Genomic DNA, 20169 nt, shown 5'->3' on the forward strand with positions numbered 1-20169 from the left:
CCCCCCGCTACGCAAAAGCATTAGGGCCGCGCCATGATCCTGGTCATCGACAATTACGACAGCTTCACCTTCAACCTCGTTCATTATCTGATCGAGCTCGGTGCCGAGGTGCGCGTGGTGCGCAACGACGATCTGACCGCCGCCGAGGCGCTGGCGACCGGCGCCGAAGCGATGCTGATCTCGCCGGGGCCGTGCACGCCGAACGAAGCCGGGATCAGTCTCGACCTCGTTGCCGCCTGCGCCGCCGCCCGGCGACCGCTGCTCGGCGTCTGCCTGGGGCATCAGGCGATCGGCCAGCATTTCGGCGCGACCGTCCAGCGCGGGCATCTCATGCACGGCAAGACCTCGCCCGTCTGCCACGATGGCACGGGACTGTTCGCCGGCCTGCCCTCGCCCTTCACCGCGACCCGTTATCACAGCCTAGAGGTCGTCGACATTCCCGACTGCCTCGCGATCAATGCGACGAGCGACGATGGGGCGGTGATGGGGTTCCGGCACGTCGACCTGCCGATCCATAGCGTGCAATTCCACCCCGAAAGCATCGCGACCGAGCATGGTCATGCGATGCTCGCCAACTTTCTCACGATCGCCGGGCTGCCGGTTCGCGCCCGCCAGGCGGCATGAGCCGCTTCGGTCCCTTTCCCGACCCGACGGGACAGCTCGCGCCCGACGAGGCGGCGCACGCCTTTGCGACGATGCTCGATGGCGGCGGCAGCGACGAGGAGGTCGCGGCCTTTCTGGTTGCGCTGTCCGACCGCGGCGAGACGACGGTCGAAATCGCGGCCGCCGCGCAGGCGATGCGCGACCGGCTGATTCCGATCGCCGCGCCCAAGGACGCCATCGACGTCTGCGGCACCGGCGGCGACGGCCACCACACGCTCAACGTCTCCACCGCCGTATCGCTGGTGGTTGCAGCATGCGAAGTGCCCGTTGCAAAGCACGGAAATCGCGCCGCTTCGTCGAAAGCCGGCGCGGCCGACACGCTCGAGGCGCTCGGCCTCGACATGGCGCGCGCGGGCCGGATGGCGGAGGCGCAGCTCGCCGACCTTGGCATCTGCTTCCTGTTCGCGGCGAACCACCACCCCGCGATGGCGCGTATCCAGCCGATCCGCAAGGCTATCGGCCGCCGCACCATCTTCAACCTGATGGGGCCGCTCGCCAATCCGGCCCGCGTCACGCGCCAGCTCGTCGGCATCGCGCGTCCCGCCTATGTCCCTGTCTATGCCGGCGCGCTGCACCAGCTTGGCACCGATCATTCGCGGGTCGTATCGGGCGACGAGGGGCTCGACGAACTGTCGCTCGCGGGCGGCAACGAGGTGGCGGTGGTCACACGCGCCGGGGTGCAGATGCAGCGCAGCAGCGCCGCCGACGCCGGACTGTCGACGCATCCGGTCGCGGCGATCCGTGGCGGTGACGCAAGCTATAATGCCAAGGCGCTGCGCGCGCTGCTCCAGGGGGAAACCGGCGCCTATCGCGATGCCGTTCTCTACAATGCCGCCGAAGCGCTCATGGTCGCGGGCGCGGTCGACACGCTGGCGGAGGGGGTCGAGGAGGCCGCCGAAGCCATCGACAAGGGGCTCGCCAACGCGCTGCTCAACTGCTGGATCGCGTATAAATGAACAAGCTCACCCAGATCCTCGAAACCAAGGCCGGCGAAGTCGCCGCGCGCCGCGCGCAGCGCATGCTCGCCGATCTCGATGCCGTCGATGCCGGCCCGGTGCGCGGCTTTGCCGCCGCGCTGCGCCGCAAGATCGACGCGGGCGGCTATGGCCTGATTGCCGAAGTCAAGAAAGCATCACCGTCCAAAGGGCTGATCCGCAAAGATTTTTCTCCCGTCGACCATGCCCGCGCCTATGCCGCCGGCGGCGCGGCCTGCCTGTCGGTGCTGACCGACGCGCCCTATTTTCAGGGGCATGAGGATTATCTGGTCGCCGCGCGCGCCGCCTGCGCGCTACCCGTGCTGCGCAAGGATTTCATGATCGATCCGTGGCAGGTCGCCGAAGCGCGGGCGATCGGCGCCGATGCGATCCTGATCATCGTCGCGGCGCTGGATGATGGCGCGATGCGCGAGATCGAGGCGGCGGCGGTCGAACGCGGCATGGATGTGCTGGTCGAAGTGCATGACGAGGCCGAACTCGACCGCGCGTTGACGCAGCTCAGGTCGCGGCTCATCGGCGTCAACAACCGCGACTTGCGCAGCTTCGAAACCGATCTCGGCGTCACCGAACGGCTGGCGAAACTTGTTCCCGCCGGAACCCTGCTCGTCGGCGAAAGCGGCATCGCGAGCCACGCCGATTGCGCACGGCTTGCGCGGAGCGGCGTTCGCGCCTTTCTGGTCGGGGAAAGCCTGATGCGCCACGCCGATGTCGAAGCGGCAACCAGGGCGCTGCTGCTCGGCTAAGCTTCGCGCGCGGGCAGGCTCAAGGTGAAGCGGGCGCCCTGGCCGGGGGCGCTGTCGACGGTGAGGTCGCCGTCCATCGCGCGCGCCAGGCGGCGCGCGATATAGAGGCCAAGCCCCGATCCGCCGCTGTCGGTGCGGCCAAGTCGTTCGAATTTTTCGAACACCACAGCCTGCTGGTCGGTGGCAATCCCCTGCCCCTGATCGGCGACCGTCACCATGGCGCGGTCGCCTTCGCGGTCGACGCGAATCCAGATTTGCGACTGTTCGGGCGAATAGCGGATCGCATTGCCGAGCAGATTGAGCAGCACCTGAAGCACGCGGCGGAACTCGCCATAGGCGGGCATCCGGTCGTCGGTACGCGGCGCGTCGATACGGATGCCCTTTTCCTCCGCTTTCATGCCAAGCAGGCCGACTGCGCGGCGCGCCAGATCGCCCAGGTCGATTTCATCGCGCGCCGCCTTGAACCCCGGGCGTTCGATATTCTGCAAGTCGGCAAGATCATCGACCAGTCCCAGCAAATGCCGGCCTGCATGCGCGATATCGCCGGCATAACGGGCATAGTCGGCGCGGATCGGGCCGTCGAACTGACCATGAATCGTCTCCGCAGTCGCGATGATGCGGCTGAGCGGCCCACGCAGCGCACCGTCGATCCGGCGCCCGAATTGCGGGTCGGACAGCGGCAGCGAGCCAAAGGCGGGATCGATGGTGCCGGATGTCGGCGCAGCGCCCGTCGTTTCGGGATCGCGCACCGCAATGCCGCGAAAACCGGTAAAGCCCCCCGTCGCGTCGAACAGCGCCTCGCCCGCCACGGTCATCGTCAGCGGCGTGCCGCCGATCTCGACGCGCACGCGCTGCCCCTCGAAGCTTGCCTGCCGCGCGAGCGCGCGCAGCACGGCAAAGCGCCCGTCGGCATCGGGTTGAAGCTCGAACAATTCAGACAGCGACCGCCCCTCCCAACCGGCGGGGATCGACGGAGCCTCCGCCCCGGCGCGCAGCGCCACGACGCGCAGATGCTGGTCGCATTCCCACGCCCATCCGTGCGGCACAATCCCCACGTCGGCGACCGGCGGCGTCTGCGGCATCACGACGGGCCGTGTGCGCCAGTCGCTGATCACGATCGTCGCGCCATCGGCATCGGGCGCGATGCGTACCAGCGCGTGAATGTCGCTATGATCGTCGGCGGTATAGAGCGGCCGGCTGATGTCGCGCTGAAGCCGCTGCGCAAGTGCGACGAGCCGCGCGAGTTGCGGCAGCGCGAGCGGACGGCCAAGGCCCGCCCCGGCGCGCTGTTGCAGGCGGAGCAGCGACGGATCGGCGCTGACGAGCGCTCCGCCAGCATCGACGCGGCCGCGAATGATGCGTTCGCCGCTCATGCCGTGGCCCCCGAACCGGCATCATCGCCAGCCAGCGCCCGCGCCGGCAGCATCGCCAGCGACGCCTCAAGCGGCGCCAGCGCAGCCGAATCGAGCCGCAACGGTGCAAGAAGGACCGGCAACGCGGCCGCCTCGGCAGTAATCAGCGCCAGTGCCATGTCGGCATAACGCCGCTTGCCCGCCGCCGCGGCAAGCGCAACAAGCGTCGTCCAGTCGTGCCGCGCGATGGCTCCCGCCGCCACCGCGGACAAATCTCCATTCGCGATCAGTGTGGCGTGGTAAGCCTTTGCCTCGGCGTCGATTCCCGTTGCACTCTGCTGTGCCTCGCCGGTGGTTCGTACCGCGTCGCCGAGCGCCGCCGCGCGATTGCCGTCGCCCTTGTCCCGCGCCAGCCACCACGCCGCAATATCAAGCAGCAGCGCGCGAAGCAGGTCCGGATCGAGATCGGCGACCGCGATCGCCGGGTTTCCGAGCGCGTCAAAGCGGCGCCGGTCGGCAATCCGCAGCGCAAGAAAGGCCCGATCGGTATCGCTGAGCTCGCTTTCGCCGGCTGCCGGCGGACCGTCGGCGGTTTCGGCTGTGCCCGGCGACACCGTCGGCGCACTCTGCGCCGACTGCTGCCGCCAGCGATGTTCTTCCCCGCGCGCGAAACAGGCCGGAGCCAAGCGCTCGGCCGAGGGGATTCCGCCCGCGAGCCAGTCGTCCCACAGCGCCGTAACATCGATCCCGACATCCAGTTCGGCCGCCAGCGTCGTGACGAGCCGCCGGGCAATTCCCAGCGACAGCGCGCGCTGTTCCTCGGTCAGATGCCCCGCGGTCGGCGCCGCCAGATAGGCCGCCAGTTCGCGCAGCCGCGCCGACAGCGTCGGCGACGGCAGATCGGGACCGGTCGAGGGGAAGGATTCAGCCATGCACGCTCGCGGATAGCAGCATGTCGTTAATAGGCATTAAACCTTGAAGGCCTTTGTTCTACTTGGCTTCCGGTCGCCGCGCGAGGCGCATCCAGAGCAAAATCTGGAACAGCGCCAACAGCGGCAGGATCGCGAACATCAGCGGCGCCACGCCGAAAACCAACGCCGGCGCGAGCATGATCCATGCCTGATCGGCGTCGGGAAGCAGCCAGTGAAAGCGGCGCTTTTCGCCCGCATCTTCATAGAGCAGGCGCGCGAGCAGGATCGTCGCGGCAAGGCATGGCGCAAGCGCCGCTTCCGAAAAGCGCGGCATCGCGTGCGCCGCCCCGCCGAGCGAGAGCAGCCAGGGAAAAGCCGCCAGCAACAGCCACGCAAAACTGCGGATGATCGCGCGTACCCGGTCGTGCGCCGCGCTCTGGGCGCGAAAGGAGGCGAGAAAGCGCATCGCGGCGAGGCAGAGGCCGCCAAGCACGGCGACCAGCGCGCCCGCCGCCGCCAGCCCGCTTGCGGCGAGCAGCGCAACGCCGATCCAGAGCAGCGCGGTGACATAGGGCAGATAGCGCGCGGTTTTGGGCGATCGCACGAGCAGCGGCCCCGCAAGCCGGATCAACGGCATCATGATCGCCGAGCGGCCGAGCCCCATGCCGCCATAATCGACCTGCTGCAGGCTCGATTGCTCGATCAGCGCCGCGGTCGGCCGGTCGGCGACGATCGCGATGTCGCCCTGCTCAAACAGCGCGGGTTCGCAATAGAGGCGGCGCGCGCCGGTCTGCACCGCCATCCGCAGCAGCGTCAGCATTACGTCCCATTCGCCGGGCATATTGGCCAGATCGCGCACCATCGCGTCCGAAATACAGGCAAGCCCGCCCCAGCGCCGGGTCGCGTCGATGCGTTCGAACCCCTGCGTCAGCAGCGTGTCGGCGGTGACGAGGATCGCCGGCGAACCCGGCTTGGCAATCGCCGCATAATGGGCGCTGCCCGCACGCAAACCGTCGGCGACCAGGATGATGCGATCGTCGCCCTCGACCAGCGCCATCAGGTCGCTCGCCTCGCGCACCGGCGTCACCTTCATCCCGCGGCGGCGGATACGGTCGCATGTCGCCAGCAGATCGGCCGGCACCGCCGCGACGGCCACGGCGATATGCGTAACCCCGACGTCGGCAAGCCGCGCCGCCTGCCGCTCGATCAGCGTCTCGCCCGCAATCGCGACGAGCGCGCGCAGTCCGCCGTCGGGCAGCATTTCGCTGGCGCCGACCAGCGCGATCAAGGCCATCGGCGCCCCCCATTTGCAGCACAGATCATCGCCGCCGACCTTTAGGCGCGAAGGGCCGATTGGCAAGCGATCATCTTCCGAACCGCCGTCATGACGTCATCCTTCCCGCCCCGCGCAAAAGCCTTGCCGAGCCGGGAAAAAATCGCGCCGAAAGCCACCGAATCGCTGGCAAAGACGCCGGTCATGGGCTAGGCCCGAAGCATCTCCCGATAGCGCAACAGAAGGCCGGGCTTTGACCGAAGAAAATACGCATTTGCCGCCGTCCGACGACGGCATTTCGCCGATCAACATCGTCGACGAAATGAAGACGTCTTACCTCGATTACGCGATGAGCGTGATCGTCAGCCGCGCGCTGCCCGACGTGCGCGACGGGTTGAAGCCGGTGCATCGCCGCATCCTCTACGCGGCGCAGGAAGGCGGCTTCATTCCCGGCCGCCCGTACAAGAAATCGGCGAAGATCGTCGGCGACGTCATGGGTAACTACCACCCGCACGGCGACAGCGCGATTTATGACGCTCTCGCCCGCATGACGCAGGACTGGTCGCTCCGCGTGCCGCTGATCGACGGCCAGGGCAATTTCGGCTCGATGGACCCCGATCCGCCGGCATCGATGCGCTATACCGAAGCGCGCCTTGCCAAGACCGCGATGGTGCTGCTGAACGACCTCGACAAGGATACCGTCGACTTCCAGCCCAATTATGACGCGAGCCGCGACGAGCCCACGGTGCTCCCGGCGCGTTTCCCGAACCTGCTCGTCAACGGCGCGGGTGGCATTGCGGTCGGCATGGCGACCAACATCCCGCCGCACAACCTTGGCGAAGTCGTCGATGCGACGCTCGCGATGATCGACCGCCAGCTCGAGGGCGGCCCGGACATCACCCTCGAAGAACTGATGGCGATCGTCCCCGGCCCCGATTTCCCGACCGGCGCGATGATGCTCGGCCAGGGCGGCGCGCGCAACGCCTATGCCACCGGCCGCGGCTCGATCATGATGCGCGCTACGCACATCATCGAGGAAGGCAGGAACGACCGCCAATCGATTGTTCTGACGTCCATTCCTTTTCAGGTCGGCAAGTCCGGACTCGTCGAGAAGATCGCGGAGGCGGCGCGCGACAAGCGCATCGAGGGCGTCGCCGACATTCGCGACGAATCGAACCGCGAGGGCGTGCGCGTCGTTATCGAGCTGAAGCGCGACGCCACCGCCGAGGTCGTCTTGAACCAGCTCTGGCGCCACACCCCGGCGCAGTCGAGCTTCCCCGCGAACATGCTCGCGATCCGTGGCGGCCGCCCCGAAATGATGGGGCTGAAGGATATTCTTTCGGCCTTCATCGCCTTCCGCGAAGAGGTCATCACCCGCCGCTGCAAATTCGAACTCGCCAAGGCGCGCGACCGCGCGCACATCTTGCTCGGCCTTGTCGTCGCGGTCAGCAATCTCGACGAGGTTGTGCGCATCATCCGCGGCTCGAACTCGCCCGCTGCGGCCCGCGAAGCGCTGCTCGCGCGCGAATGGCCGATCGGCGAGATCGCGCCCTATATCCGCCTCGTCGAAGCGATCGAGGGCGAGATGGAGGACGCCGCGACCTATCGTCTTTCCGAAATACAGGTGAAGGCGATTCTCGACCTGCGCCTGCATCGTCTGACCGCGCTCGGTCGCGACGAAATCGGCAAGGAACTCGGCGAGTTGGCGAGCGAGATTGAGGAACTGCTTTCGATCCTCGCCGACCGCGTCAAACTCTATGGCGTGATGCGTGAAGAGCTGGTCGCGGTGCGCGACGAATTCGCCACCCCGCGCAAGACGCTGGTTGCCCCCGCCGCCGATGGCATCGACGACGAGGATCTGATCGAGCGCGAGGAGATGGTCGTTACCGTCACCCTCGACGGCTATATCAAGCGCACCCCGCTCGACACCTTCCGCGCCCAGCGTCGCGGCGGCAAGGGCCGCGCCGGCATGGCGACGAAGGACGAAGATGTCGTCACCGAATTGTTCGTCACCTCGACGCATACGCCGGTGCTGTTCTTCTCCACCGCGGGCAAGGTCTATCGCATGAAGGTATGGCGCCTGCCCGAAGGCGGGCCGGCCACGCGCGGCCGCCCGATGATCAACCTGCTCCCGCTCGCGCAGGGCGAGACGATCTCGACCGTTCTCCCGTTGCCCGAGGACGAGGGCGAATGGGGCAAGCTCCACGTCATGTTCGCGACCGCGAAGGGTAGCGTGCGTCGCAACAGCATGGACGCCTTCACCAACGTGCCCTCGAACGGCAAGATCGCGATGAAGTTCGAAGGCGATGACGAAGACGATCGCTTGATCGGCGTCGCGCTGCTCGACGAAAGCGACGATGTGCTGCTCGCGACGCGGCAGGGCAAGGCGATCCGCTTCGCCGGTGACGATGTACGCGAATTCCAGAGCCGCAATTCGACCGGCGTGCGCGGTATGCGCCTCGCCGACGGCGACGAGGTGATCTCGCTCTCGATCCTCCACCGCGTCGGCACCAGCAGCGAGGAGCGCGAAGCCTATCTGCGCGCGGCCCCGTGGAAGGACAATGAAAACGCGCCGACGCTGCCGGCCGACCGGATGGAGGAGCTCGCCGCACGCGAACAGTTCATCCTGACGATCTGCGCCAACGGCTATGGCAAGCTGTCCTCCGCCTATGAATATCGCCGCACCGGCCGCGGCGGCCAGGGGATCACCAATATCGACAATATCGGCCGTAATGGCCCCGTCGTGGCAAGCTTCCCGGCGACGCAGGCACATCAACTGATGCTGGTGACCGATCAGGCGAAGCTCATTCGCATGGGACTCGGCAGCCTGCGCGTCATCGGCCGCGGATCGGCGGGCGTGCGCCTGTTCGACGTCGCCAAGGACGAACATGTCGTATCGGCGGCGCTGATCGAGGATAGCGAGGACGAAGCGCTCGATCCGGCGGACGTCGCGGCAGAAACCGCAGAAGCGGTCGATGGGGCCGCCGACGCGGGACCGGACGGCGCCGGCGAATGACCGCCGGCACCGCCTTCAAGGTGCTGACCGCCGACCAGTGGATGGATTTCGAGCGCGAAAGCCTGTTCCACGGCGCCCCCGTGGACCATGCCGACGGCTATATCCACATGTCGACCGCCGAGCAGCTTGCGGAAACGCTCGCCAAACATTTTGCCGGGCAGCAGGGGCTGGTAATCGCCGAGGTCGACCTTGCGCAGCTCGGCAAGGCGGTGCGCTGGGAAGAATCGCGCGGCGGCCAGCTTTTCCCGCATCTGTACGGTACGTTGCCGATGACGGCGGTCATCCGGGTCGAGAGCCGCGACTGACGGCAGCGTCCGCGGCGAGCATCAGGCCATTCCGCGCGCCAGGTCGAGCCGCGATGCGTCGCCCACCTGGCTGCCGCCATCGCAGTCGAGGATCGTTCCGGTGATATAGCTCGCGGCGGGTGAGCAGAGAAAAACCGCCGATTCGGCGACCTCCGAAACCTTGCCCCAGCGCTTCATCGCGATGCGCGCATAATGCGCCTCGCGCGTCGCATCGTCGGGCGCGAGGCGCTTCATACCCTCGGTGTCGGCGATCGGGCCCGGCGAGATGCCGTTGACGCGGACATCGGGGCCCCATTCGAGCGCCAGCACCCGGACGAGCTGGTTGATCCCCGCCTTCGCCGCACAGGCGTGCGCCTGCAGCGCCGAGGCATTGACCGCCTGCCCCGCGGTGATCGCGATCAGCGAGGCACCCGGCGTATTGAGCAGATCGTGGCAGCCGCGAAACACGTTGAAGGTGCCGTTGAGGTCGATGTCGACCACGGTGCGAAAGGCGTTGGCCGACATGCCGAGCACCGGCGCGAGGAAATTGCCCGCGGCGCCCGATATGACGATGTCCATCGGGCCGAACTTGTCCGCGACCGTCTCCATCACCCCGCGAATCGCGCCATAATCGCGCACATCGCCCGACAGCCCGATCGCGTCATGGCCGATTTCGTCGGCGGCGCGGCGCGCCTTGTCGGGATCGCGCCCCGCGACGGCCACGCGCGCGCCGAGTTCGGCAAAGCGCTTGGCGATACCAAGGTTGATGCCGCTCGTGCCGCCCGCGACGAAAGCGGTCTTGCCGGCGAGCAGATTGTCGCGAAAACTGGTCATGGCCTCACTCTTCCCTTCGCTGTTTCAGCGCCTTCGCCTCGCGCCGCCGGCCCATGCGGGGTTGACGGATCGGATTCGGTCGCCTTTTGAAACGCAACCAGACAGCAAGGATGATCAGATGGCAAGTGGCCCCACGTCGCACTCCTACATCTCGCAGCGGTTGAAGCTGCACTATGTCGATTGGGGCAATGCCGACGCGCCGCCCCTGCTTCTCGTCCATGGCGGGCGCGATCACTGCCGCAACTGGGACTGGGTCGCCGAAAAGCTGCGCGATCGCTATCATGTCATCGCGCCGGACCTGCGCGGCCATGGCGACAGCGCCTGGTCGCCCGACGGCAATTACGACATGGACGCCTTCGTCTATGATCTGGCGCAGCTCATCCACCAGCTCGACCTGTCGCCGGTGACGATCGTGTCGCATTCGATGGGCGGCAATGTCGCATTGCGCTACACCGGGCTCTATCCGGACACCGTATCCAAGCTCGTCGCGATCGAGGGGCTCGGCCCCTCGCCCAAGCTGATCGCCGAACGCCTCGCAACGCCCGTCGCCGACCGGTTCCGCAAATGGATCGACGACAAACGGCAGGCGGCGGGCCGTTCGCCGCGCCGTTATCCGACGCTCGACGATGCGCTGGCGCGGATGATGGGCGAAAATGCCTATCTGACGCCCGAACAGGCGCGTCACCTGACCATCCACGGCATCAGCCGCAACGAGGATGGAACGTGGAGCTGGAAGTTCGACAATTATCTCAACATCTGGTCGGTTTTCGATCTGTCGCACGATGAAATCGCATCGCTGTGGGCCGAAATCACCTGCCCGACGTTGTTGCTCTATGGCGCCAACAGCTGGGCATCGAACCCCGCGAAGGACGGTCGGATCGCGCATTTCAAGTCCGCGCAGGTGATCGAGTTCGAAAACGCCGGCCACTGGCTGCATCACGATCAGTTCGACCGGTTCATGTCCACGCTAGACGATTTCCTCTAATATCGGCCCCGAAGGCGCGCGATGGGCGCGCGCCGGGATCGGGCGATGGCATATAGCGGACAGCTTCCGGCGCGGCAGCGCGCTCTGGCAGGCAGCGGTGCGGCCCTGGCGGCGCTGCTGGTTGGCGCCGCGCTCGTCAGCAGCCTCGACATCGCGGTGATCCGCAAGGCCGGCGAGGCGATCAGCGCCATCGCGCTCCCCGCACCGAAACCTCCGCCGACACCCGCAGCCCCCGCTCCCGCGAAAAGCGACGCGGCGAGCGGCAAGGCGTCGGCGGCGAACCGCTTTGCCAAGGCCGCGGCTGTCGCGGCGCCCAAGCCCCTAGTCGTCCCGCCCGCACCGCCTCCGGTCGCGGCGGCGCCAACGCCCGGCAGCGGCAACGATCCATCGGCAGGCGCTACCCCGACCCCCGGCGCTGGATCGGGCGCCGGCGGACGCGGCGACGGCACCGGGGCCGGCGGTGCAGGCAGCGGCACCGGCGGCGGCACGCGCGCCGTCTGGCGCAGCGGAACGATCGAAGACGATGACTATCCCCGAGAGGCGCGCCGCGCGCATATCGGCGGCGTCGTCGAAGTGCGCTTCACCATCGAGGCCAGCGGGCGGGTCAGCGGATGCCGGATCAGCCGTTCGAGCGGCGATGCCGCGCTCGATTCGACCACCTGTCGGCTGATCGAGACGCGCTTCCGCTTCCGGCCCGCGACAAATGCGCGCGGCGAACCCGTCGCCAGCCCCTATGGCTGGCGGCAGAGCTGGTGGCTCGAGCCGCGGCATTAGGCCCTGCCCCGCAAGCGTAACCACGCCCCGATCATCGCCGCCCGCCGCGACAAATTTACGACATTATCGCGAACGATTCGCATTATTGTTGACTCTGCGAACGACTCTCAATAGCGGACCCCCAACAACAACGATAAGGGGGTAACACCGTGAAGCCTGTTTCTTTCCTCGCTCTCTCCTGCGTCGGCAGCCTCGTCAGCGCGCCCGCGCTCGCCGCGACCGCCGACGATGCGCAGGATGCGCCCGGCTATCGGGAGAATATCATCGTCACCGGCACCAATGGCGTCGCGGTGGAAACGCCCAAATCGACCGCACCGATCGTCGATACGCCGCAGACCGTGACCGTGGTGTCGGAGGAACAGATCAGGCAGCAGAATCTGCTGACGCTGCGCGACGCGCTTTCGACGATTCCGGGCATCACCTTCGGCGCGGGCGAAGGCGGCGGCGGCTATGGCGATTCGATCAATCTGCGCGGCTATTCGGCCAGCAACGACATCACCGTCGACGGCGTGCGCGACAGCGCGCAATACAGCCGCACCGACCCGTTCAACCTCCAGCAGATCGAAGTCTACAACGGCGCCAACTCGGTCTTCAACGGGTCGGGCAGCGTCGGCGGGACGATCAATCTCGTCAGCAAGATCCCCTTCGCGCGCGACGCGACCACGGTGCAGGCCGCGGTCGGCACCGACAATTATTATCGGGCGGCGGTCGACAGCAACTGGCGGCTCAGCGATCTGATCGCTGTGCGCCTCAACGCCATGTATCATGAAAATGACGTGCCCGGCCGCGACGTCGAATCCTATCAGCGCTGGGGCGTGGCGCCGTCGATCACCATCGGCGTCGACAGCGACACCAGCCTGACGCTCGCCTATATTCACCAGGATGACAACAACACGCCGATCTATGGCGTCCCCTATTTCCTGAGCGGCGTGAACGACGGTCCGCTGCCGGGCGTCGACGACAGCTCCTATTTCGGCATCGTCAATCTGGACGAACAGAAGACGAAGGTCGACCGCTTCACCGCGACCTTCCGTCACGCGTTCAGCGATGCCGTGTCGATCCGCAACCTCACGCGTTGGCAGCGCGTCCACCAATATAGCCAGACGAGCGCGCCGCAGGGCGTCTTCTGCCTCGCCAGCGGCCTGCAGCCGATCGGCGCAACGCCCGATGCGACCGTCGGCGTCCCCTGCCCCAGCGGCCAGGACATGGCGGGCTATTATTACCCGGCCGGGCCGCGCGGACTGGTCCGCGATCAGCTCAACGAACTGCTCTACAACCAGACCGACCTCACGATCGTCAGCGGCACCAAGGGCGGCGTCCACAACACGCTCGTCATCGGCGGCTCGCTGAGCCAGGAGGATTATTCGATCGAGGTCGCGCAATTGCTGCGCAACGCCGGCGGCGCCACGCCCAATCCCGTGCAGGGGCCGATCAGCTTGGCGAACCCCGACACCTATTGGTCGGGCCCGGTCAATTATGTCCGCACCGGCAACAGTTATGGCGATACGCGCGGCTGGGCGATTTACGCCTTCGACACGCTCGAGCTGTCGCCGATGTTCGAACTGAACGCCGGGCTGCGCTATGAAAATTCGCGCGCCAAATTCCGTGCCGATACGGTGACGACGCCCGCGACCGGCGCGGTCTATACCCGCGGCGCCGACCAGATCAGCGACGAAAATCTCTTTTCCTATCGCGTCGGTGCGGTGTTCCACCCGGTCGAAAATGTCAGCCTCTATGCCGCCTACGGCAACAGCAAGACGCCGTCGTCGGCGACGGTCCGGCTCGGCTGCGGCACCAATTGCGACGTCGCGCCCGAAACCGGCCGCACTTACGAGATCGGCGCGAAAGCCGAGCTCATGGACAAGAAGCTGCTGCTCACCGCCGCGCTGTTCCGCAACGAACGCAGCAATTACCGCGTGCCGTCGAACGATGCCTCGCTGCCCAGCTCGCTCCAGGTGCTCGACGGCAAGTCGCGCGTCGACGGCTTCGCGCTCGGCCTGACCGGCGCGATCACGCCCAACTGGTCGATCTTCGCCAATTACACCTACCTCGACGGAACGGTGCGGCAGAGCGTGTCGAACTATTGCCTCGCCAACCCCGGCGGCGGCACCTGCACCAACAGCGCCGCCCTGCCCGACCCGCAGGCGGGCGACCGCCTGATCCAGACCCCGAAACATTCGGGCAGCCTGTTCACCACCTACACGCTGCCGTTCGGGCTGCAGATCGGCTATGGCCTGACCTATCAGGGCAGTTTCGCGACCAGCCAGCGCAACATGGCGCAGCGCTCGCAATATTTCGTCGACGATTATCTGATCCACCGCGCGTTCGTGTCCTATGATTTCGGCAACGGCCTGGTGGCGCAGCTCAATGTGTCGAACCTGACCAACGAGGATTATTACACGGGCGTGCGCAACAATGTGAACGGCACGACCGGCATCGTCACCGGCGGCTGGGCGACGCCCGGCGAGGAACGCTCGGCGGTGCTAAGCCTCTTCTACAAATTCTGATTGGTCCCCGGGCGCGGCGATTGCCGCGCCCGGGCTTTTCGGCATAGTAACGCGCATGATCCGCATCATTCCCGACCTGATCGACGCCGCGGGCGTCAAGGCGCTCCGCACCATCCTCGATCGCGCCGACTGGATCGACGGCAACGAGACGTCGGGACCGCAGGCGGCGCTGGCCAAACGCAACCAGCAGCTTCCCGAATTCGGCGATGCGGCGGTCGAGGCGGGCCGGATGGTGATCGACGCGCTCGGCCGCTCGCCGCTGTTCATGGCCGCTGCCCTGCCGCTCAAAATCTATCCGCCGTTCTTCAACCGCTATTCGGGCGGCGAGGCGTTCGGCGATCATATCGACAATGCCGTGCGGATGCGGCGCGGCACCGATTTCCGGATCCGCAGCGACCTGTCGGCAACGCTGTTTCTGGCCGACCCCGACAGCTATGAAGGCGGCGGCCTGGTCATCGAAGGAATGGCCGAGGCGCCCGGCCTCAAGCTCCCCGCCGGCCACCTGATCCTCTATCCGTCGAGCACTGTCCACCGCGTCGAACCGGTAACGGGCGGCGTCCGCGTCGCCAGTTTCATGTGGATCCAGTCGATGATCCGCGATCAGGCGCAGCGCAACCTGCTGTTCGACCTCGATCTGGGGGTTCAGGGCGCCGCCGCGGCGATGGGTCAGGGCGATCCGACGGTCGTCCGTCTGACCGGCGTCTATCACAATCTGCTGCGCCAATGGGCCGACGCCTGAACGCCTTGCGTTTCTAATCCAGCATCGCGCGCCATTCACGCGAGGCATATTCGCGGCCGTCCGCGATCATCGACGCCGCAAGGCCCTGCGCATCGGCAAGTGCCATGCCGCGCTCGGGACCGACGATGGTGAGCGCGGTTGCCCAGCCGTCGGCGATCATGCAGCTGCGATGCACCACCGTCACCGACGCCACGCCGTTGACGATCGGGCGCCCGCTGCGCGGATCGAAGCTGTGCGAATAATGGCGGCCGCCGTCGGTAAAGCCGCGCCGGTAATTGCCCGAGGTTGCGACCGACAGGTCGTGCAGCGCCAGCCGCCAGGGCGCGAGCGACAGGCCGGGCGGCGGCTCGACATCGACCCACCAGGGCTGCCCGTCGGGCTGCACGCCCTCGCCGCGCAATTCGCCGCCGACCTCGATAAGAAAATGCCGCACCCCGCTCGCCAGCAGCTGCTCGGCAGCAAGATCGACGCCGAACCCCTTGGCGATCCCCGACAGATCGAGCGCCGCCCCCGTCCCGCGCCGGACGCGCGCCGTCCCGGCATCAAAGGCAATGTCGGGCGGCGCATCGGGCGGCGCGATGTCGGGCGCCGCAGCGACCGGCCCGCCCGCACCGAAGCCCCAGCGCTCGGTCAGCAGGCCGAGCGCGGGATTGAACGCGCCGTCGCTCGCTTCGGCAATCGCGGTCGCCGCAGCCATCACGCGCGCAAATTCGGGCGGGATCGCGTGCCATTCCCCCACAGGCGCGCGGTTCAGGCGCGACAGGTCCGATTCCGCTTCCCACTGGCTCATCTGCCGCACGACGCGGTCCAGCGCGCGCCGGACGCCCTCGCCCGCCGAAGTCGGCGCATCGACCGCCTGCAACGACCAGCTTGTGCCCATCGTCCGCCCCGAAAAGCGGCGGACCGACGCCCCCGGACGGCGCGCCGCAAAGGCGGCGGGCGTCAGCGCCTGGGGGATCAATATCCGGTCGTTCAGGGCGCCATGACCTCCAGCGTCGTCACATAGCTGGCGCGGCGGGCAAGCGGCGGCGGCCCGCCCGCGCCCTCGTCGCGTTCCGCCTGCGGCGTGGTGACGTTGAGCCAGTACATACCCGATTCGGGCCAGCTGATCGCGACCTTGCCGTCTGCGTCGGTCTTGAGGTCTATCTGGCCCAGCTGGTCGCGGTAGCGGATTCCGCCCGGGATGACCGTGACGGGCAGGCCCGCCGCGGGCTTGCCGTCGAGCAGGAACTGAAAGGTCGCGGTTTCGCCCGCGAACAGATCATTGGGGTGCGTCACCGGCACCAGCTCGATCCCCTTGCCGGTCGGCGCGAACAGCGTCGTCGTCGGCTCGCCCACCGTCACGAAAATCTCGTTGCGGTTGTTCGCCTCGGCGGTTCGCACGTTGGTCGCCCCGGCGGGCAGGCGCTCGGCCAGATTGGCAGCCGTCGTCCCGCGCGGCAGGCGTTCGGTCCTGCCGTCCAGATCATAGCTGCCCATCAGCATGTCGGCGACCGATGCGATGCGCCACGTTCCCTTCTGCGTCAGATGCACGTCGAAGGTGCTGCGATAGCGGCCCGTCGCCTTATTCTCGATCGACGCCTCGCTACCGTCGGGCGCCCATGCCTTTACCGCGTCGAGCCGCAGCGGCTGATGCTCGAAATAGAAGAGGTCGTTCGAAACGGCGGCGTCGACCGTCACCCACACATCGTCGCCCGACAGCACGGTCGAGGACGGCAGCATCCACTGGCGGTGCGCCTGCGCGGGCGCTGCGGCGAAAAGGGCCAGCGCGGCGCTCGCGGCGATCAGCAATCGGGTCTTCATGATCGGTCCTCTCTGGATCAACGGAAGGAAATCGAAACGGTGCCGAGTTCGGTCTTGCCGACCGCGCGGCCCGCGGCCCCGGCTTTGGCGGGCCAGCGGAACGGAATGCGCAGCAACTCGCGCCCGCCGACTTCGCGCGCGGCCTCGATCACCAGGACATAATCGCCGGGCGCCTGCGCGCCGAGCTGGGCGCGGCTGAAGGCGATCCTGTGCGTGCCCGGCGCGCGCGTCGCACCCGTGACGCCATTGGCCGGAAAGCGCATCGAACGGCCCGAGGCGCGCCACCACTGGCGCACGTCGCGCAGCCATTTGGTGCCCTCGTTATTCTTCATGTCATGGTCGTACCAGATCGCGACCGTCTTCGCGGGTGCGCCGGCCTTCTCGACCCAGATGGCGACATAGGGCCGATGATATTCGGCGACCTTGAGCTGCGGGATGGTGACGCTGACCTCCATCGTCCCCGGATCGGCGGCGAGCGCCGGGGCCGACAGCACCGCGCCCAGCCCGAGCGAGGCGCCGGTCAGGACGGATCGAAACTCGGTTTGCATGGCATCTCCTTAATGGATGAAGAGGATCGCGATGGCGGCGGGGATCGCCACCCCCGCGCCGACGAGCGGCCAGGTGCTCTTGCGCTTGGCCGAATGAAGCTGAAGCAGCACAAGCCCGGTCAGCGCGAACACCAGGCAGGCAAAGGCGAATATGTCGATGAACAGGCTCCACGCGCCGCCCGAATTGCGCCCTTTGTGGAGATCGTTGAGATAGGAAATCCAGCCGCGGTCGGTGATTTCCGCGGTGGCGGCGCCCGTCGCGCGATCGATCGCGACCCAGGCATCGCCGCCGGGACGCGGCGCGGCCATATAGACCTCGTCGGCGGACCATTCGGCTTCGCCCGCACGAACCGGAAAATTCGCCTCGACCCACGCCGCAACCGGTGCGGGAAGCGTCCCCTTGCCGTCCGCCGGGTCCGCCGCCGCCAGCGCTTCGAGCAGCGGCCCCGGCAATTGCGCGCTACGCTCGGCAACGCGCGGTGCCCCCTCGATATCGGCAGCATGGTTCAGCGTGAAGCCCGTTATCGCGAACAGCAGTAGCCCGATCAGACTGATCGCCGAGCTCATCCAGTGCCACATGTGAAGCTGTTTGAGCCAGAAGGCGCGGCGGCTCTTCTTGGTCGGCGTGCGCGTTGGGGTCGGTGCGTGCATGGAGGAGAGAGGCCCTTAAAATTTGGCCCTCACTATCGCGAACGATTCGCATTTACAACAGATAAGCAGGCGAAATTTTCACGCGCACCCTCGGCCGCGGGCAATCGCCGCGGGATGACCGGGATGCGTGGATGGAAAAGGTGGCGGGACGTGCGGGATACCGATGAGCACTACGTTTACTCCATAGCCCTCCAAAATGAACCATGAAAATTGGCCGGAATCTGCTGAAATCTCAGCAGGTTTCCGGCCGCTTCTGTTTAATCACGCTTGTTTCGCAGGCTTGCGCGAGAAAGCCATGTTCGCGGTCGACAGAATAAACGAGGACCGTCATCATAGGCGCATCGCCACGCGAAGGAGCAAGAAAGAGCGAACCGCGCCAGTCGTAAAGGAGCAGAGCCATGGCCGTCGTAATGATAATGAGCGTTGTATTGATCGCAATGCTTTGCGTCGCAGCCTATACGCTCGCGGTCTATGCGCTGCCCTTCATGCTCGGATTGACGGCTGCGCAGTTCGCCTATCAGACCGGCTCCGGCTTGATCGGCGCGGGCTTGGTCGGGTTGGTCGCGGCCGGCGCAGCCTTCGGCGTCCTGGCGCTTCTCTTTGACTCGCTACGCTCCCCGATCCTGCGCCTCGCCGTGGCGCTGATCTTCGCTGCACCCGCTGCCGTGGCCGGCTATGCGCTGGTCCACGGCGTCACCAAGGAATCGGTCCCGTCCGAAATCTGGCGGCAAATCTTCTGCATCATCGGCGGCGGCTTTGTCGGGATTTCGGCCTTGCTGCGACTGGCAGCACCTTCGGCCAGCGGACCCACGCCCGTTCGCTAATCCAACGGCGTAATATCAAATTGACCCGGCGCTAAAGCGCCGGGGCTTTGTCACTGGCGACCCTCCGGCTCACTACGGCGCAATTTGGAAGCGCGTTCGCCTCCGGGTCGGCGCGGCTGTCGCCGCGTCGTTCGCCACCTACCGCCTGGAAATATGGAGAACCGGACGCACGGTAGTTCGGCCAACTGATCTTGTTGTTCGAGAAATTGCTAAGGGCGTTGCCCTCGCGCAGCGCAAGAAAACTCTCTGCCCTTTCGCGGCATAAACGGCCCGCTCCCCGCAAGCGGGTCCCCTCCATTTATTCCACGGTGCCAAAGACTTCTCGTGCGCCTTGCTACCCCTGGCTCGCCGCCGGGCAAGGGTTCAGGAGCGGCGCTTCGCTGCTCTGAACCCAACACCCGAAGGAACAGAGACATGACCAGCGTTACCGACAGCAATCCCCGCATCTATGTTGCCTGCCTTGCAGCTTACAACAACGGCCATCTGCATGGTGCCTGGATCGACGCGGATCAGGACGCCGACGACATCAGGGACGAGATTTCCGCCATGCTTGCGCGTTCCCCGATCAAGGACGCGGAGGAATATGCCATCCATGACTATGAAGGCTTCGAGGGCGTCACCATCAGGGAATATGCAGGCATTGAGAACGTGGCGCGGATGGGCGCTTTCATCGCCGAGCACGGCGCGCTAGGCGCTGGATTGCTGGAGCAGTTCGTCGGCGACATCGATCAGGCCGAGAGCGCCTTGCAGGATTGCTATCACGGACAGCACGCGAGCCTTGCGGACTACATGGAGGAGCTGACCGCCGAGAGCGTCACGATCCCCGAAGCCCTGCGCTACTATGTCGATTGGGAGGCTATGGCACGCGATGCCGAAATGGGCGGCGAGTTCTTCACGATAGAAACGGCACGCGACGAGGTGCATGTCTTTTCCAACAGGTGAAACTTGGGTTGCCTTGCCTGCGCCAGCGGGCAAGGCAACACGCACGACCTCGCAGACTAGTAAAATCACGGAAACGTTGTTAAGAAGAAAATAACTATAAATGTGCGGCCTGCACGAACAACATTCCGTATAACTCCAGCTATATCCAGTGTTGGCGATTTCGGAAACTCTCTATCCGGGCGTTGCCCTGCGCCGCCCGGCATAGGGAGGTGACGCCATGCTTAGCATTGATTGGCGTGCGCCGGCGGCTTACGGGCACGCGAAAGCTATTCCCCCCGCCGGTTTCGCCTGGGAGTATCTTCGTCGTGACGTGCTCCCCTGAAAT

The 20169-nt window shown here is 66.4% G+C and carries 22 protein-coding genes; 12 read left to right on the forward strand and 10 right to left on the reverse strand.

The features are described from left to right. Positions 1-33 precede the first annotated feature (33 nt). The 3 genes from EBMC1_RS09040 to trpC are packed head-to-tail and all read left to right on the forward strand — an operon-like array spanning position 34 to position 2401. Positions 34-624, forward strand: coding sequence for an anthranilate synthase component II (locus EBMC1_RS09040; protein ID WP_003043867.1), 591 nt, complete (start codon positions 34-36; stop codon positions 622-624). Then, positions 621-1619, forward strand: coding sequence for an anthranilate phosphoribosyltransferase (gene trpD / locus EBMC1_RS09045; protein ID WP_003043870.1), 999 nt, complete (start codon positions 621-623; stop codon positions 1617-1619). The genes EBMC1_RS09040 and trpD overlap by 4 nt, the downstream gene beginning before the upstream one ends. Beyond that, positions 1616-2401: an indole-3-glycerol phosphate synthase TrpC gene (trpC, locus tag EBMC1_RS09050; RefSeq protein WP_003043873.1), complete on the forward strand. Its 786-nt coding sequence runs from the start codon at positions 1616-1618 to the stop codon at positions 2399-2401. Before trpD ends, trpC begins: the two co-directional genes overlap by 4 nt. On the opposite strand, the gene EBMC1_RS09055 is transcribed toward trpC, so the two are convergent. Genes EBMC1_RS09055 through EBMC1_RS18645 form a run of 4 tightly spaced genes read right to left on the reverse strand, consistent with a single transcriptional unit; the run spans position 2398 to position 6143 of the window. Continuing rightward, a complete protein-coding gene (locus EBMC1_RS09055; protein WP_003043876.1) occupies positions 2398-3774 on the reverse strand; it encodes a sensor histidine kinase in 1377 nt (458 codons plus the stop codon). The genes trpC and EBMC1_RS09055 overlap by 4 nt on opposite strands. Then, a complete protein-coding gene (locus EBMC1_RS09060) occupies positions 3771-4685 on the reverse strand; it encodes a hypothetical protein (protein WP_003043880.1) in 915 nt (304 codons plus the stop codon). The genes EBMC1_RS09055 and EBMC1_RS09060 overlap by 4 nt, the downstream gene beginning before the upstream one ends. A 58-nt stretch (positions 4686-4743) precedes the next feature. Continuing rightward, positions 4744-5958, reverse strand: a complete 1215-nt coding sequence (locus tag EBMC1_RS09065) for a hypothetical protein (protein WP_003043882.1) — start codon at positions 5956-5958, stop codon at positions 4744-4746. A 41-nt stretch (positions 5959-5999) separates the two neighbouring features. Then, on the reverse strand, positions 6000-6143 hold the full coding sequence (locus EBMC1_RS18645; protein WP_196795404.1) for a hypothetical protein: 144 nt from the start codon (positions 6141-6143) through the stop codon (positions 6000-6002). A 116-nt stretch (positions 6144-6259) separates the two neighbouring features. Between EBMC1_RS18645 and gyrA the strand changes: the two genes are divergently transcribed. After that, the gene (gene gyrA / locus EBMC1_RS09070; protein ID WP_231292888.1) at positions 6260-8953 is read left to right on the forward strand and encodes a DNA gyrase subunit A; all 2694 of its coding nucleotides are present in this window, start codon (positions 6260-6262) and stop codon (positions 8951-8953) included. After that, positions 8950-9258 carry a DUF952 domain-containing protein gene (locus EBMC1_RS09075; RefSeq protein ID WP_003043885.1) on the forward strand — a complete coding sequence of 103 codons (309 nt, stop codon included), beginning with the start codon at positions 8950-8952 and terminating at the stop codon, positions 9256-9258. Before gyrA ends, EBMC1_RS09075 begins: the two co-directional genes overlap by 4 nt. A gap of 21 nt (positions 9259-9279) precedes the next feature. Here EBMC1_RS09075 and EBMC1_RS09080 read toward each other — a convergent pair whose 3' ends face one another. Further along, the gene (locus tag EBMC1_RS09080) at positions 9280-10071 is read right to left on the reverse strand and encodes an SDR family oxidoreductase (RefSeq protein ID WP_003043887.1); all 792 of its coding nucleotides are present in this window, start codon (positions 10069-10071) and stop codon (positions 9280-9282) included. A 118-nt stretch (positions 10072-10189) separates the two neighbouring features. Between EBMC1_RS09080 and EBMC1_RS09085 the strand changes: the two genes are divergently transcribed. From EBMC1_RS09085 to EBMC1_RS09100, 4 genes are all read left to right on the forward strand, one after another. Beyond that, the gene (locus tag EBMC1_RS09085; RefSeq protein ID WP_003043888.1) at positions 10190-11056 is read left to right on the forward strand and encodes an alpha/beta fold hydrolase; all 867 of its coding nucleotides are present in this window, start codon (positions 10190-10192) and stop codon (positions 11054-11056) included. Between the two features lie 45 nt (positions 11057-11101). Further along, positions 11102-11830, forward strand: coding sequence for an energy transducer TonB (locus tag EBMC1_RS09090; protein WP_156001095.1), 729 nt, complete (start codon positions 11102-11104; stop codon positions 11828-11830). A gap of 149 nt (positions 11831-11979) precedes the next feature. Then, the gene (locus EBMC1_RS09095) at positions 11980-14337 is read left to right on the forward strand and encodes a TonB-dependent receptor (protein ID WP_003043894.1); all 2358 of its coding nucleotides are present in this window, start codon (positions 11980-11982) and stop codon (positions 14335-14337) included. 55 nt (positions 14338-14392) lie between these two features. Next, positions 14393-15076 (forward strand): Fe2+-dependent dioxygenase, encoded by a 684-nt coding sequence (locus EBMC1_RS09100; RefSeq protein ID WP_003043896.1) that lies wholly within the window; start codon positions 14393-14395, stop codon positions 15074-15076. A 13-nt stretch (positions 15077-15089) separates the two neighbouring features. On the opposite strand, the gene EBMC1_RS09105 is transcribed toward EBMC1_RS09100, so the two are convergent. The 5 genes from EBMC1_RS09105 to EBMC1_RS18390 all read right to left on the reverse strand — a co-directional run bounded on the left by EBMC1_RS09105 (position 15090) and on the right by EBMC1_RS18390 (position 18478). Further along, complete coding sequence (locus EBMC1_RS09105) at positions 15090-16037, reverse strand: FAD:protein FMN transferase (RefSeq protein ID WP_003043898.1); 948 nt, start codon at positions 16035-16037, stop codon at positions 15090-15092. 11 nt (positions 16038-16048) lie between these two features. After that, the gene (locus tag EBMC1_RS09110) at positions 16049-16879 is read right to left on the reverse strand and encodes a DUF4198 domain-containing protein (RefSeq protein ID WP_003043900.1); all 831 of its coding nucleotides are present in this window, start codon (positions 16877-16879) and stop codon (positions 16049-16051) included. Between the two features lie 17 nt (positions 16880-16896). Beyond that, the gene (locus EBMC1_RS09115; protein ID WP_003043902.1) at positions 16897-17427 is read right to left on the reverse strand and encodes a DUF2271 domain-containing protein; all 531 of its coding nucleotides are present in this window, start codon (positions 17425-17427) and stop codon (positions 16897-16899) included. Positions 17428-17436: 9 nt separating this feature from the next. Next, complete coding sequence (locus EBMC1_RS09120) at positions 17437-18078, reverse strand: PepSY-associated TM helix domain-containing protein (RefSeq protein WP_003043904.1); 642 nt, start codon at positions 18076-18078, stop codon at positions 17437-17439. Positions 18079-18310: 232 nt separating this feature from the next. After that, complete coding sequence (locus EBMC1_RS18390) at positions 18311-18478, reverse strand: hypothetical protein (RefSeq protein WP_156001097.1); 168 nt, start codon at positions 18476-18478, stop codon at positions 18311-18313. Positions 18479-18494: 16 nt separating this feature from the next. Between EBMC1_RS18390 and EBMC1_RS09125 the strand changes: the two genes are divergently transcribed. The 3 genes from EBMC1_RS09125 (at position 18495) to EBMC1_RS18975 (ending at position 20166) form a co-directional block, all read left to right on the forward strand. Then, a complete protein-coding gene (locus tag EBMC1_RS09125; protein ID WP_196795405.1) occupies positions 18495-18902 on the forward strand; it encodes a hypothetical protein in 408 nt (135 codons plus the stop codon). A 414-nt stretch (positions 18903-19316) separates the two neighbouring features. Next, positions 19317-19844 carry an antirestriction protein ArdA gene (locus EBMC1_RS09130; protein WP_003043907.1) on the forward strand — a complete coding sequence of 176 codons (528 nt, stop codon included), beginning with the start codon at positions 19317-19319 and terminating at the stop codon, positions 19842-19844. Positions 19845-20061: 217 nt separating this feature from the next. Further along, positions 20062-20166 carry a transcriptional regulator domain-containing protein gene (locus EBMC1_RS18975; RefSeq protein ID WP_442852381.1) on the forward strand — a complete coding sequence of 35 codons (105 nt, stop codon included), beginning with the start codon at positions 20062-20064 and terminating at the stop codon, positions 20164-20166. Positions 20167-20169 lie beyond the last annotated feature (3 nt).

The sequence above is a fragment of the Sphingopyxis sp. MC1 genome (assembly GCF_000371385.1).
GTDB lineage: Bacteria > Pseudomonadota > Alphaproteobacteria > Sphingomonadales > Sphingomonadaceae > Sphingopyxis > Sphingopyxis terrae.

Excerpts from the sequence above, each read along its gene's own strand:
- gyrA (WP_231292888.1), top strand. The coding sequence starts at position 6,260 with ATGAAGACGTCTTACCTCGATTACGCGATGAGCGTGATCGTCAGCCGC.
- EBMC1_RS09100 (WP_003043896.1), top strand. The coding sequence starts at position 14,393 with ATGATCCGCATCATTCCCGACCTGATCGACGCCGCGGGCGTCAAGGCG.
- EBMC1_RS18645 (WP_196795404.1), bottom strand. The coding sequence starts at position 6,143 with ATGACCGGCGTCTTTGCCAGCGATTCGGTGGCTTTCGGCGCGATTTTT.
- EBMC1_RS09065 (WP_003043882.1), bottom strand. The coding sequence starts at position 5,958 with ATGGCCTTGATCGCGCTGGTCGGCGCCAGCGAAATGCTGCCCGACGGC.
- EBMC1_RS09085 (WP_003043888.1), top strand. The coding sequence starts at position 10,190 with ATGGCAAGTGGCCCCACGTCGCACTCCTACATCTCGCAGCGGTTGAAG.
- EBMC1_RS09040 (WP_003043867.1), top strand. The coding sequence starts at position 34 with ATGATCCTGGTCATCGACAATTACGACAGCTTCACCTTCAACCTCGTT.
- EBMC1_RS18390 (WP_156001097.1), bottom strand. The coding sequence starts at position 18,478 with ATGGCTCTGCTCCTTTACGACTGGCGCGGTTCGCTCTTTCTTGCTCCT.
- EBMC1_RS09055 (WP_003043876.1), bottom strand. The coding sequence starts at position 3,774 with ATGAGCGGCGAACGCATCATTCGCGGCCGCGTCGATGCTGGCGGAGCG.
- trpD (WP_003043870.1), top strand. The coding sequence starts at position 621 with ATGAGCCGCTTCGGTCCCTTTCCCGACCCGACGGGACAGCTCGCGCCC.
- EBMC1_RS09130 (WP_003043907.1), top strand. The coding sequence starts at position 19,317 with ATGACCAGCGTTACCGACAGCAATCCCCGCATCTATGTTGCCTGCCTT.
- EBMC1_RS09125 (WP_196795405.1), top strand. The coding sequence starts at position 18,495 with ATGAGCGTTGTATTGATCGCAATGCTTTGCGTCGCAGCCTATACGCTC.
- EBMC1_RS09115 (WP_003043902.1), bottom strand. The coding sequence starts at position 17,427 with ATGCAAACCGAGTTTCGATCCGTCCTGACCGGCGCCTCGCTCGGGCTG.
- EBMC1_RS09120 (WP_003043904.1), bottom strand. The coding sequence starts at position 18,078 with ATGCACGCACCGACCCCAACGCGCACGCCGACCAAGAAGAGCCGCCGC.
- EBMC1_RS09080 (WP_003043887.1), bottom strand. The coding sequence starts at position 10,071 with ATGACCAGTTTTCGCGACAATCTGCTCGCCGGCAAGACCGCTTTCGTC.
- EBMC1_RS18975 (WP_442852381.1), top strand. The coding sequence starts at position 20,062 with ATGCTTAGCATTGATTGGCGTGCGCCGGCGGCTTACGGGCACGCGAAA.
- EBMC1_RS09090 (WP_156001095.1), top strand. The coding sequence starts at position 11,102 with ATGGCATATAGCGGACAGCTTCCGGCGCGGCAGCGCGCTCTGGCAGGC.
- EBMC1_RS09075 (WP_003043885.1), top strand. The coding sequence starts at position 8,950 with ATGACCGCCGGCACCGCCTTCAAGGTGCTGACCGCCGACCAGTGGATG.
- trpC (WP_003043873.1), top strand. The coding sequence starts at position 1,616 with ATGAACAAGCTCACCCAGATCCTCGAAACCAAGGCCGGCGAAGTCGCC.
- EBMC1_RS09110 (WP_003043900.1), bottom strand. The coding sequence starts at position 16,879 with ATGAAGACCCGATTGCTGATCGCCGCGAGCGCCGCGCTGGCCCTTTTC.
- EBMC1_RS09060 (WP_003043880.1), bottom strand. The coding sequence starts at position 4,685 with ATGGCTGAATCCTTCCCCTCGACCGGTCCCGATCTGCCGTCGCCGACG.